This is a genomic window from Microbacterium sp. LS_15 (genome assembly GCF_041954735.1).
Taxonomy (GTDB): domain Bacteria; phylum Actinomycetota; class Actinomycetes; order Actinomycetales; family Microbacteriaceae; genus Microbacterium.
This window is the reverse complement of sequence record NZ_JAVAYD010000004.1, coordinates 58,993-71,336: the sequence shown is the minus strand read 5'-3', so window position 1 is coordinate 71,336 and position 12,344 is coordinate 58,993. Positions and strand designations below refer to the sequence as shown.

The 12,344-nt window shown below is 70.8% G+C and carries 11 protein-coding genes and 1 tRNA gene; 9 read left to right on the top strand and 3 right to left on the bottom strand.

Features of this window, described 5'->3' with window-relative positions:
* Window positions 1-8 precede the first annotated feature (8 nt).
* Window positions 9-82 (bottom strand) — tRNA-Met (locus RAC69_RS07470).
* Between the two features lie 80 nt (window positions 83-162).
* On the opposite strand from RAC69_RS07470, the gene RAC69_RS07465 reads away from it, so the two are divergent.
* Entirely contained in the window at window positions 163-969 is an 807-nt protein-coding gene (locus RAC69_RS07465; protein WP_375086223.1) for a carbon-nitrogen hydrolase family protein, read from the top strand.
* A 36-nt stretch (window positions 970-1,005) separates the two neighbouring features.
* Here the strand turns inward: RAC69_RS07465 and RAC69_RS07460 are convergent, their stop codons facing one another.
* On the bottom strand, window positions 1,006-2,205 hold the full coding sequence (locus RAC69_RS07460) for an aminotransferase class I/II-fold pyridoxal phosphate-dependent enzyme (RefSeq protein WP_375086221.1): 1,200 nt from the start codon (window positions 2,203-2,205) through the stop codon (window positions 1,006-1,008).
* Between the two features lie 100 nt (window positions 2,206-2,305).
* On the opposite strand from RAC69_RS07460, the gene RAC69_RS07455 reads away from it, so the two are divergent.
* Genes RAC69_RS07455 through RAC69_RS07445 form a run of 3 tightly spaced genes read left to right on the top strand, consistent with a single transcriptional unit; the run spans window position 2,306 to window position 6,695 of the window.
* A complete protein-coding gene (locus tag RAC69_RS07455; protein WP_375086220.1) occupies window positions 2,306-3,955 on the top strand; it encodes a trypsin-like peptidase domain-containing protein in 1,650 nt (549 codons plus the stop codon).
* Between the two features lie 56 nt (window positions 3,956-4,011).
* Window positions 4,012-5,262, top strand: a complete 1,251-nt coding sequence (locus RAC69_RS07450) for a CDP-glycerol glycerophosphotransferase family protein (RefSeq protein WP_375086218.1) — start codon at window positions 4,012-4,014, stop codon at window positions 5,260-5,262.
* Complete coding sequence (locus RAC69_RS07445) at window positions 5,259-6,695, top strand: CDP-glycerol glycerophosphotransferase family protein (protein ID WP_375086216.1); 1,437 nt, start codon at window positions 5,259-5,261, stop codon at window positions 6,693-6,695. Before RAC69_RS07450 ends, RAC69_RS07445 begins: the two co-directional genes overlap by 4 nt.
* A gap of 21 nt (window positions 6,696-6,716) precedes the next feature.
* Here the strand turns inward: RAC69_RS07445 and RAC69_RS07440 are convergent, their stop codons facing one another.
* On the bottom strand, window positions 6,717-7,742 hold the full coding sequence (locus RAC69_RS07440) for a glycosyltransferase (protein ID WP_375086392.1): 1,026 nt from the start codon (window positions 7,740-7,742) through the stop codon (window positions 6,717-6,719).
* A 148-nt stretch (window positions 7,743-7,890) separates the two neighbouring features.
* On the opposite strand from RAC69_RS07440, the gene RAC69_RS07435 reads away from it, so the two are divergent.
* From RAC69_RS07435 to purE, 5 genes are all read left to right on the top strand, one after another.
* Window positions 7,891-9,171, top strand: a complete 1,281-nt coding sequence (locus RAC69_RS07435) for a CDP-glycerol glycerophosphotransferase family protein (RefSeq protein ID WP_375086215.1) — start codon at window positions 7,891-7,893, stop codon at window positions 9,169-9,171.
* Window positions 9,171-9,944 (top strand): biotin--[acetyl-CoA-carboxylase] ligase, encoded by a 774-nt coding sequence (locus RAC69_RS07430; protein WP_375086213.1) that lies wholly within the window; start codon window positions 9,171-9,173, stop codon window positions 9,942-9,944. Before RAC69_RS07435 ends, RAC69_RS07430 begins: the two co-directional genes overlap by 1 nt.
* A gap of 54 nt (window positions 9,945-9,998) precedes the next feature.
* Complete coding sequence (locus RAC69_RS07425; protein WP_375086211.1) at window positions 9,999-10,553, top strand: PH domain-containing protein; 555 nt, start codon at window positions 9,999-10,001, stop codon at window positions 10,551-10,553.
* Window positions 10,554-10,627: 74 nt separating this feature from the next.
* Window positions 10,628-11,752: a 5-(carboxyamino)imidazole ribonucleotide synthase gene (locus RAC69_RS07420; RefSeq protein WP_375086209.1), complete on the top strand. Its 1,125-nt coding sequence runs from the start codon at window positions 10,628-10,630 to the stop codon at window positions 11,750-11,752.
* A 120-nt stretch (window positions 11,753-11,872) separates the two neighbouring features.
* The gene (gene purE, locus RAC69_RS07415) at window positions 11,873-12,340 is read left to right on the top strand and encodes a 5-(carboxyamino)imidazole ribonucleotide mutase (RefSeq protein WP_251586432.1); all 468 of its coding nucleotides are present in this window, start codon (window positions 11,873-11,875) and stop codon (window positions 12,338-12,340) included.
* The last annotated feature ends 4 nt before the right edge of the window (window positions 12,341-12,344 follow it).

The following is a 12,344-nucleotide window of genomic DNA, read 5'->3' as shown; positions in this document are numbered from 1 at the left end:
TTCATTTGTTGCGGGGACAGGATTTGAACCTGCGACCTCCGGGTTATGAGCCCGGCGAGCTACCGAACTGCTCCACCCCGCGGCACAAGGAATAACTTATCACGGATGTCGGAGGTGCGCGAATCGAGCCCGACCCCCGGGCGTGTGGGGGAGGATGAGCACATGACCTCCGCCGCCGTGCCCGTCGCCGTCTGCCAGTTCGCACCCACCGACTCCCGCGAGCGGAATCGCGAGCGCGTCGCCGAGCTGACCGCACAGGCGGCGGCCAGGGGTGCCCGACTCGTCGTCTTCCCCGAGTACTCGAGCTACTTCGTCGACCCGATGGACGAGTCCCTCGCGGCGAACGCCGAGACGCTGGACGGGGAGTTCGTGTCGTCGCTGCGCGCCGCGGCATCCGACCACGGCGTCGTCATCGTCGCCGGACTCGTGGAGCAGGCATCCGACGCCGGGCACGTGCGCAACACGGTCGTCGCCGTCCGAGGTGACGGCATTCTCGCCACGTACCGCAAGCAGCACCTGTACGACGCTTTCGGGCAGACGGAGTCGGACTGGGTGGAGGCCGGTGACCTCGACGCGGCTGCGACCTTCGAGGTCGCCGGTATCCGCTTCGGGCTGATGACCTGCTACGACCTCCGGTTCCCCGAGGTGGCGCGCACGCTCGTCGACGACGGAGCCGACGCGCTGGTCGTGCCGGCCGAATGGGTGCGCGGCCCCCTCAAGGAGCACCACTGGACGACGCTGCTCGCCGCCCGCGCCATCGAGAACACCGCGTACGTGATCTCGGCCGACCACCCGACGCCCATCGGAGTGGGACACTCGCAGATCGTCGATCCGCAGGGCGTCGTGCTCGCGGGAGCCGGCACGACCGAGGGCATCGCGGTGGCCACGGTCGAGGTGGCGTCGATCGAGCGCGTCCGCGCGGCGAACCCGTCGCTGCGCGTGCGGCGCTACCGGGTGGTCCCGCGCTGATCGGTCTCTCCGCGGCCGCCGTGGTCGCGCGGCCGATCAGAACCCGGCGGCGAGTCTGGCCGCGGCGTCTTCCAGCACCTCGACGCGCTTGCACGCCGCGAAGCGCACGAGTCCCGCGTAGTCGTCGCGGTGCTCCGGGGAGACGAACGCCGTGAGCGGGATCGCGACCACGCCGGCACGCTCCGGCAGCGCGCGGCAGAAAGCCGCGGCATCCGCTCCGCCGAGCCCCGAGGCGTCCGCCACCGTGAAGTAGCCGCCCTGGGGCGGGTGCACCGTGAAGCCCGCTGCGCGCAATCCGGCGCCGAGGATCTCGTGCTTGTGGGCCATCGTTCGCGCGGCATCCGTGAAGAACCCCTCGCCCAGCCGCAGCCCCACGGCCACCGCCGGCTGGAACGGAGAGCCGTTCACGTAGGTCAGATACTGCTTGACCGTGAGGACGGCCGTGATGAGCTCGGCCGGTCCATGCACCCAGCCGATCTTCCAGCCCGTCGCCGAGAAGGTCTTGCCCGCCGAGGAGATCGTGAGGGTGCGCTCCGCCGCCCCGGGGAGCGTCGCGATCGGGGTGTGCGGGTCACGGAACGACAGGTGCTCGTACACCTCGTCCGTCACGATGACCGCGTCGTGCAGCTCGGCCAGCCGGACGATCTCCGTCAGCACGTCTCGATCGAAGATCGTGCCGGTCGGGTTGTGCGGATCGTTGACGAGGATGACCCGCGTGCGGTCGGTCACGGTCCGGGCCAGTCGCTCCAGATCGGGTTGGAACCCCGGTGCGCGGAGGGGCACGGTCCGCAGTCGGGCGCCCGCGAGAGCGACCGCGGCGGCGTAGGAGTCGTAGTACGGTTCGAACACGACGACCTCGTCGTCGGGGCCATCGATGAGAGCGAGCAGGGTCGCGGTGAGAGCCTCGGTCGCCCCGGCGGTCACGACGACCTCGCGCTGGGGATCGACCTCGAGCCCGTAGAACCGCCGCTGATGCTCGCTGATCGCGGCGAGCAGATCCGGGATGCCGCGGCCAGGCGGGTACTGGTTCTCACCACGCGAGATCGCGGCTCTGGCCGCCTCGAGCACCTCGACCGGACCGTCCTCGTCGGGAAAGCCCTGGCCGAGATTGATCGCGCCGGTTCGGGCCGCTGCCGCCGACATCTCTGCGAAGATCGTAGGTGCGACGGAACCGTCTGGTGCGAGCAGTCCGGCTCCTGCTGCCGTGCGCCGCCATGCGCCGGGGATGACACTCATGAACAACAGGCTAAGGCCATAGCGGAAACTCATCCTCGACATACGAAACGCACAGATATGAGGCGCACTCTGAAGGGGCGTTGTTGAAGGAGCACACACCATGAACGAAGACACCACCCCCGACCAGCCGGCACCCGCGTCGCACGACGCCGTGCCGTCCGCCCCGGCATCGTCCGACGTCGACCGTTCGACGACGGATGCCGCCACACCGACCCCCGCCGGCGAGGCGGCACCCGCCGCCGCTGCCTCCGGCATCCCCGCCGCTCCGGGCCGCGGCCACGAGGTCCCGCCGACGTTCACGTCGTCGCAGCCTGCGACTCCGGCCTTCGACGCGCCCACGTTCGAGGCACCGGCCGCGCACCTCGGGCAGGCGCCGACCGCGCCGCAGGCACCGTACGGGGCGCCGGCGCCGCAGGGCCCGGCCTTCCCGGGCTCGTCTCCGCACGGAGCGCCCACCGCGACCGCTCCGGGTGCCGCCTTCGGCATCCACACCGCGCAGCCGGTCGCCGGGTCTGCACCGGAGGGGCCGGCCGTCAAGACCAAGGAGAAGCCGCGCGCAGGCGTCAAGTTCGCCGCGATCGTCGTCGCTGCGGCTCTCGTCGGCGGCGTCGCCGGGTTCGGCGGCGGCGCGATCCTCACCGGCATCTCCAACCAGAACACCACGGGCGTCGCCCAGGGTCCCGAGACCGTCACCGTCAACAACCCCGGATCCGTCAACGAGACGACCGCCGTCGCCACCGCCGCGCTGCCGTCGGTCGTGACCATCGAGGTCGCGGGGTCCAACGAGGCCGGCAGCGGCTCCGGCGTCATCATCAGCAAGGACGGCTACGTCCTCACCAACACGCACGTCGTGACGCTCGGGGGAGCCGTGGCCGACCCGACGATCCGGGTCACCACCTCCGACGGACGCATCTTCTCGGCCACCGTCGTCGGCACCGACCCGATCTACGACCTCGCGGTCATCAAGCTGACCGACGCGAAGGACCTCACCCCGATCGACTTCGCCGACTCGTCCAAGCTCAACGTGGGCGACACCGCTGTGGCGCTCGGCGCGCCGCTCGGCCTGTCGAACTCCGTCACCACCGGCATCGTCAGCGCTCTCAACCGGAGCATCCAGATCCAGTCGTCGGCCCTTCCCGACTCGTCGTCGGAAGACGCGCCGCAGGAGCAGCAGTCGCCCGAGGAGGGCGACGGCCAGGGCCCGTTCCAGTTCGACCTCCCGGGGAACGGCTCGCAGCAGAGCTCGGAGAGCATCTCGATCGCCGTGATCCAGACCGACGCCGCCATCAACCACGGCAACTCGGGCGGTGCCCTCGTCAACAGCAAGGGCGAGCTCATCGGCATCAACGTCGCGATCGCGGGATCCGGCAGCTCGGAGGAGTCGGGCTCCATCGGCATCGGCTTCGCGATCCCCTCGAACATCGCACAGCGCGTGTCGGAGGAGATCATCGCCGACGGCGCGGCGACCCACGGCCTGCTCGGGGCATCGGTGCGCGACGCCGCCAGCGCGGAGAACGCCTCGGTCTCGGGCGCCTACATCGCCGATGTCACGGGCGGGGGAGCGGCGGCCGCCGCCGGTCTCAAGGCCGACGACATCGTCACCGCCTTCAACGGCGTGCCGATCACGAGCGCCAACGACCTCACCGCCCAGGTCCGTGCCGCGGCGGCGGGCAGCGATGCCAAGGTCACGTACATCCGCGGTGGCAAGGAGTACGAGATCGACGTGACCCTCGGCCAGCTGGCCGGCTGACTCGACGACGCTCCTTCGCTCGCAGACAGGACGCCACCCCGCGATAGGCTCGCGGGGTGGCGTCCTTCTCGTTCGGCTCCGGCAATGCGGCCAAGCTGCTCCGGATCCCGCTCTACCTCGTGGGGCGCATCGGCACTCTCGTCGTACCCCGAGGGACGCGCTGGGTGTTCGGCTGCGGCGCGGGCATCGGCGACGGCGCACTCGCCCTGCAGCGACTCGCAGCCGCGCGGGGGCACGACACCCTGTGGTTGACCTCGTCCGAGCGGGAGGAGCGCGACGCTGCGGCGCTCGGCATCCGCACCGTTCCGAAGTCGGGCCTCCGGGGCTGGTGGGCCACCGCGCGAGCGGGAGTCGTCGTGGTCACGCACGGGCTCGGCGATGTGAACCGCTACGCGAACGCCGGCGCGTTCATCGTGCAGCTGTGGCACGGCATCCCGCTCAAGCGCATCGGCCTGGACTCCCCGGCGACGACACAGGTTCCCGCGGTCCCCGGGGCACCGCTGCTGCGCACGCTCGTGGCGTTCCTGTACCGACGCGCCGCGCAGCGGATCCGGGTGCTCCCCGCCGCGTCGCATCGGTCGCGCGGACGGTTGGAATCGGCTTTCGGTCTCGGCGACGATCGGGTCGTCGTCACGGGCGAGCCTCGTGTCGACGTGCTGTCGGCGGGAGAGCCCGCCGAGCGGCGCGCGGCGGCATCCGCTCTCCTGCAGCGCACGGTCGGCGACCTGGCCGGCGCCCGCACCGTGCTGTACGCGCCGACCTGGCGCGACGGCGCCCCGGACCCCGCGGTGCCCACCCCCGACCAGTGGGCACGCATCGTCCACGCGCTCGAGGAGCGCGATGCCGTGCTGCTCGTGCGGTCGCACCCGCTGGGAGAGGGGCACTACAGCCCGCCGACGCCCACCGACCGGGTGCGGATGCTCGGCGCGAGCCTGCTCCCGGACGTGACGCCGGCGCTGCCCGCCGTCGACGTGCTCGTCACCGACTACTCCTCCCTCGCCTACGACGTCGGACTGCTCGGGATGCCGGTGATCCACCTCGCACCGGACGCCGAGGAGTACGCCGAGACGAGAGGGTTCTACGGTCGTTTCGAAGACGTCGCCGGTGACGACGCGGCTCAGGACTGGGAGGGCGTCATCGCGCAGCTGGCCTCGCTGCTCGACGACGAGAGCGCCTTCCGGGTGAGGTCGGAGCGTTCCGATACGCTCAGCGCGGAGATGCATGCGTTCCGCGACGGCGGCAACACCCGACGCGTGTACGACAGGATCCGTGCGCGGGGAGTCCCCGCGCCGAAAGGAGCAGTATGACCACCGCCCTGATCGACGAGGCGGCGGAGACCCTCGTGGTCGCAGGGACCGGGGAGCGTCCGACCGGCGCGTCCCTCGTCGGACCCCGCGCACGGGTCGACGGCCGCATCACCGGCGGTGGCAAGACCTGGAAGGCGACCTTCCCGCTCCGCGCCTCCCGCTGGGGCGGAGCCGAGCTCCCGCTGCCGACCGGCGAGTACCGCATCCGCATCCCAGGCGTCGAGCTCGACGACCTCTCCGTCGCTCCGCGCCTGCTGCCGGGCCTGCGCATCGCCGTCGAGAAGGCGACCGCCCGGGTGGCGGCGCCGATCGACCCCGTCTACGAGACCGCCGAGGGGCAGTCCACGCTCGAGGGCCGCTACGTCGCGCACTCCGGAGCGACCGAGAACGCCGTGTTCTTCGAGAGCTTCTACGGCCGCAGCGTCGGCTGCAACCCACGGGCCATCGATCGCGCGCTCGCCGCGCAGGCCCCGTCTGTGACGCGTTACTGGAGCGTCGTCGATCTGTCGGTGGCGGTGCCCGAGGGGGCGATCGCCGTCGTCGAGGGGAGCCCGGAGTGGTGGCGCGCCCGAGCCGCGGCGAGGCTGCTCGTCGTGAACGACTGGCTGCGACGCCGATTCGCGCGCAAACCAGGTCAGCGGGTGCTGCAGACCTGGCACGGCACGCCCCTCAAGCGGCTCGCGCTGCATCGGCCGGGATTCGATCCGCGGCGCATGGCGGCCGTCGTCAAGGAATCCCGTCGCTGGGACGTGCTGCTCGCGCAGAACACGTACGCCGAGCGCGTCCTGCGCAAGGCGTATGCGTTCTTCGGGCGTCCGATCTGGGTCGAGGGGTATCCCCGCAACGACGCGCTCGTCACGGGCGACCCCGCCGCCATCCGATCCGCGCTCGGCATCGGCGAGCAGGAGCGCGTGCTGCTCTACGCCCCCACGTGGCGCGACGACCGCGCCGAGATGGTCGACTTCGTCGACCCCGAGCTGCTCGCGCAGCAGACCGACTCCGTCGTGCTCGTGCGCGGCCATTCGCGCACGATCGACACGGATCGCGACCGTGCCGGAGCCCGCGTGATCGACGTCACCGGCTACCCGGAGACCTCGCAGCTGCTCCTCGCCGCGGACGCGCTCATCACCGACTACTCCTCGGTGATGTTCGACTACAGCGTCACGGGCAAGCCCCTCTTCTTCCTCGTGCCCGACCTCGACCACTACCGCGGTCAACTGCGTGGCTTCTACTTCGATCTCGAGGCGCGTGCCCCCGGCCCGCTGGTCCGCACGCAGGAGGAACTCGTGGCCGCGCTCGCCGACGAGGGGGGCGAAGTCGCGTACGCGTCCCGCTATGCGGCATGGCGCGCGCAGTTCAACAATCGGGACGACGGCCACGCCGCAGAGCGCGTCGTCGCCCGCATCCTCGATCAGGGCTTCGTCACCCGCTGACCCCGGTCGCGGACGCGTCCGTCAGGGGAGAGGCGTGTTCCTGGTGCCCAGTCGCGAGGCGTCGACGGTGTCGCGCGCACCGCGCAGCACACCGCCGAGGAACCCGATGCCCCAGGAGAGGTGCATGGTCGGCATCACGATCGCCGTCCACATCCGCTGACGGGGCCCGCCACCGCCCGGCAACGCCGCGACCGCCAGCACGAGCAGCACGTAGACGAGCAGCGGCAGGTACAGCAGTGCGGAGAGCACCCACGAGAGCACCTGGCCGACGACGCCCGTCAGCTGCAGCACGGCGAGGACGAGCGCTGCGGCGACGATCGCGACGAGCGCCGGCGGGGCGAAGAAGCGGATGCCGTTGCGGCGCCCGAACCGGCGGACGAGCTCGCCCCGCCAGGCACCGGTCGCACGGAACTGCCGTGCGAGGCGGATCCAGCTCTCCCGGGGCCAGTAGGTCACCGACAGCCGGGGGTCGAACCACACGAGGTGACCGGCCTGGCGGATGCGGAGGTTGAGCTCCCAGTCCTCGCCGCGACGAATGGACTCGTCGAAGAGGCCGACCTCTTCGACGACCGGGCGACGCATCACGCCGAGATAGGCGGACTCTGCCTCACCCTCCTGCGTCCCGCCGTGGTAGGCGCCGCCGCCGAGACCCACGGGGGAGTTGTAGAGCCGGGCGACGGCTTTCTGGAAGGGTGTGCGGCCGTCGGCGCGCATGACGCCGCCGACGTTGGCGGCACCGGTGCGCTCGAGGGTGGCGAGAGCGCGGGCGGCGTACCCGGGCGACAGCTCGGAGTGCGCGTCGACCCGGATGATGGTGTCGTAGCGGCTGGCGCGGATCGCGGCGTTGAGGCCCACGGGGATGTGCGCGTCGGGGTTGTCGACGAGGCGGATCCGGTCGTCTGCGGCGGCGAGGCGCTGAGCGAGCTCGGTCGTCCCGTCGCTCGACGGGCCCAGGGCGAGCACGAGCTCGGCCGGTACCGACAGCTCCTGCGAGAGTACCGAGCCGACGGCGTGCTCGAGATAGTCGCGTTCGTTCAGCACGGGCATGACGAACGACACCCCTGCCCCTGTGGCGTCGTCGTCTCTGTCTGGCACACCATGATCATGGCACGAGCGTTCGACCGTTCCCTGATGCGTCGCCGTCCGGGACCTCGGCACGTCGGGGCGAGCCGACGCCACTCGGTATCCTGGAGGGATGGGTGCACTCTCCGACGCGAAGAAGGCCTACCGACTGCTGAAGCGCGCGCTGGCCTCCCGGAAGGCCGTGCAGAGGGTCCGTCGCCGGCTCGCCGAGCGCGATCCGCACCCGGCCGGCCACTATCAGGTGGCCGTGTACTTCGCCGACGGCGACGTGAACATGTACCAGATGCGCCAGTGGTACCGGCCGCTCCTCGAGCTCTCGAAGCGCTGGCCCGTCGTGGTGCTCTCCCGGGCGGCGACCGGCGCCGACAGACTCCTCGACGAGGACGGCCCGCCCGTGGCCTTCGTGCCGACCGTCAGGGATCTGGAGCGCTTCGTCTCGACGCAGGACATCCGCGTCGTCCTCTACGTCAACCAGAACACCCGCAACTTCCAGATGTTCCGGTACGGCCGCCGGTGGCACGTGTTCATCAACCACGGCGAGTCCGACAAGATGTACATGACCACGAACCAGTACAAGGCGTACGACTATGCGCTGGTCGCCGGTCAAGCGGCCCGCGACAGGCTCGCGCGAACGCTCTGGGACTACGACATCGACCACCGGACCATCGAGATCGGGCGTCCTCAGGCCGACCACTACTCGGGAGCCCTGCCCTACACCGCCGACGACCGCACGGTCGTGCTCTACGCCCCGACCTGGGAGGGCGACCGCCCGAGTGCCCACTACGGCTCCATCGCCTCGCACGGCGAGGCGCTCGCCGCGGCGGTGCTGGCGTCGGCAAAGCACCGTCTGATCTATCGTCCGCACCCGCGCAGCGGTGTCGTCGACTCGGAGTACGGTGCCGCGCATCGTCGGATCCTCGCGGCGATCTCCGCCGCGAACAGTGCCGATCCCGGTGCGCAGCACGTCTACGACGACGGTCCCGAGCTCGGGTGGCAGCTCGCGGCGGCCGACGTCGCCGTGGTCGACATCTCGGCGATGGTCTACGACCGCCTGGCGGTGGGCAAGCCCCTGATGATCACGCGGCCCGTCGACGAGCGCGCGGAGGTCGACACGAGCGGCTACCTCTCGGACTGCGAATGGCTCGATGAGGACGCCGCGGCGGACATCCTCGCCCACGTCGAGAGGGTCCGTGCCGACGAGGCGGCGACCGCTCGTCTGCGCATGTGGGTGCAGCACTACTTCGGCGACACGTCACCGGGTGCCGCGACCGCGAAGTTCCACGCGGCGATCGAGCGGCTCATGACGGAGTGGGACGAGTGGCAGGCACGCGAGATCGGCGCCGTCCGCGGTGACGAGGACGACGATGACGACGAGGCGGACGAGGAGATCTGATGATGGATCTGCAGCGCACCCGCGAGGTCGCGTCCCGAGTCGAAGAGCTCGAGGAAGTCGGGTCGACCAATGCGGCGCTGCGGGTGCTCGCGGTGGATGCCGACGGCTGGCCGCACCTGTCCGTGCTCCTCACCGCGAATCAGACCGCGGGACGCGGCCGTCTCGACCGCACCTGGTCCGCCCCCGCCGGATCGGCGCTCGCTGTGTCCGTCGTGCTGCGTCGTCTCCCCGACGACCCGGAGGCGCGCGGCTGGATCCCGCTCGCGGCGGGCGTGGCGATGACGGATGCTGTCGCCGAGCAGCTCCCTGACCACACGGTCGCGGTGAAGTGGCCGAACGACGTGCTCGTCGACGGGCGCAAGATCTGCGGCATCCTCGCCGAGGCGACCGGCGATGCCGTGATCGTCGGAAGCGGCGTGAACACTGCGATGACGCGGGCCGAGCTGCCGGTTCCCACGGCGACGTCCTTCGCCGTGCTGGGAGCGACCGTCGACGTCGACCGTCTGCTCACGACTTACCTCGAGCGGCTGTCGGCATCGATCGAGGCGCTCGCGGAACCCGGCGACGCGGTGTCGAGCGGTCTGCACGCCGACGCCGTGGAGCGGTGCGCGACGCTCGGTCTCGATGTGCGGGTGTCGCTGCCGGGGGGGCGGTTCCTCGAGGGCGGGGCCGAGACCATCGATGAGGACGGACGCCTGGTCGTGCGCGCGGGCGACGAGACGCACGCGGTGTCGGCGGGAGACGTCGTGCACGTCCGCCCGGCTCAGCCCTGACACGCGGAGTCACGGCAGAGCGGGTTTGTCCGTGAGGGCGGGCACAATGGAGGAGTGACCCAGCCCGTGACCCTCGGCGGCCGGCCGACGATGCCGCCTCCCGGCGTGCCGTCGGAGGAACTGCTCATCGCCCGCTTCCGCGGTCACGCGCGTCGGCTGACGTGGTCGGCTCTCGTGCTCATCGGAGTCTTCGGCGGCACGGGGTTCTTCTTCGACAACCTCCCCGAGCCGTTCGAGAACTGGATGCTGCTGAGCGCCGCGGGCGCCTTGATCCTCCTGCTCGTCGTGGTGCCGTGGATCGTGTGGTGGTCTCGCACCGTCACCGTGACGACGCGGCGCGTGATCGTGCATCACGGCGTCGGCGCGCGGAACAGGCAGGAGATGTCGCACGCCAGGGGGTACACGATCGGTGTCCGACGCGGCGCCTTGCAGAGGCTGTGGGGAGCGGGGACCATCACTCTCTCGAACGGCGTCGATGCACCGCTCCGCCTCGCGAACGTGCCGAACGTGAGGCTGGTGCACGAGACCCTTGCCGACCAGATCGAGGTCAGCCAGATCCTGGCGCACCGCGACGCGCAGTCCGTGCAGGACGGGACGCCGACCTTCTGAGCGGCTGCCTCGCACTCGTGTGAACGAGCCTCGCGCGGATGCGGAAGAATGGTCCCGACGAATGGAGGCGGCACATGGCGCTGCGTGTGGGCGTGATCGGTGGAGGCCAGCTGGCCAGGATGATGATCGCTCCGGCGGTCGAACTCGGGCTCGATCTGCGGGTGCTCGCTGAGAGCGAGGGCATGTCGGCCCAGCTCGCGGCCACAGCCGTCGGGGACTACCGCGACCTCGACACGGTCAGGGCGTTCGTGGCGGACGTCGACGTCGTCACGTTCGACCACGAACACGTGCCGCAGGAGGTCCTCCGGGCGCTCGTCGCCGAAGGGGTCGAGGTGCATCCGGGACCGGATGCCCTGCAGTTCGCGCAGGACAAGCTCGTGATGCGCGCGCGGCTCGCCGAACTGGGCGTTCCCCAGCCCGACTGGGCGCCAGTGCGCGACGCCTCCGAGCTCCAGGCCTTCCTCGACGCGCACGACGGTCGGGGCGTGGTCAAGACTCCGCGCGGCGGCTATGACGGCAAGGGCGTGCGCGTGGTGCGTGCGGCAGACGAGGCGCAGGACTGGCTGGAGGCGCTCGCCGACGGCGAGGCGCTGCTCGTGGAGGAGCTCGTCGGTTTCGTCCGCGAACTCGCTCAGCAGGTGGCGAGGCGTCCGAGCGGCGACGTGGTCGCGTACCCGGTCGTCGAGACCGTGCAACGCGACGGCGTGTGCGCCGAGGTCATCGCCCCGGCGCCCGCCGCCACCGAGCGCCTCGTGCAGGTGGCCGAGGGCATCGGGCGACAGATCGCCGAAGGTCTGGGCGTCACCGGGATGCTCGCGGTCGAGCTCTTCGAGACCGACGACGAGCGGATCCTCGTGAACGAGCTCGCCATGCGCCCGCACAACAGCGGCCACTGGAGCCAGGACGGAGCGGTGACGGGTCAGTTCGAGCAGCACCTTCGTGCCGTCGCCGACCTTCCGCTCGGCGACCCGACTCCCCGGTCTCCGTGGTCGGTCATGATCAACATCCTCGGCGGCCCTCGGGAGGGCACGATCGGGGAGCGTTTCGCCGGCGCCATGGTCGAGCACCCGTCTGCGAAGATCCACACCTACGGCAAGGATCCGCGTCCCGGCCGCAAGGTGGGCCATGTGAACGTCTCGGGCGACGATCTCGACGACGTCGTGTACGTCGCCAGGGCGGCGGCAGCGCACTTCGAGTGAGAGCTGCAGCGGCTCGACGTTCCTCGCGTGCCGTTCGGGGGATCTCACAGCCGCAGACCGTAGCCTGAGTGGGTGACTGAGCCACTGCACTCCTCTGCCGCTCCGCTGGTCGGCGTCGTCATGGGTTCCGACTCGGACTGGCGCGTGATGAGCGACGCATCCCAGGCGCTCAGCGACTTCGGGATCCCGCACGAGGTCGAGGTCGTCTCGGCTCATCGCACCCCCGACAAGCTCATGCAGTACGCCCGCGAGGCGCGCGGCCGCGGCATCCGGGTGATCATCGCCGGCGCCGGCGGCGCGGCTCACCTGCCGGGCATGCTCGCCTCGATGACCGCGCTGCCCGTCATCGGCGTCCCTGTTCCGCTCGCCTACCTCGACGGCATGGACTCGCTGCTGTCGATCGTGCAGATGCCCGCCGGCATCCCCGTGGCCACGGTCTCGATCGGCGGGGCGAAGAACGCCGGACTCCTGGCCGTGCGGATCCTCGGCTCGTCCGACGACGATCTCGCCGATCGCGTCGAGGCATATGCACTCGACCTCGAAGCCCAGGTCGAGGAGAAGAACGAGCGGCTGAAGGGCTCGCTGTGACTCT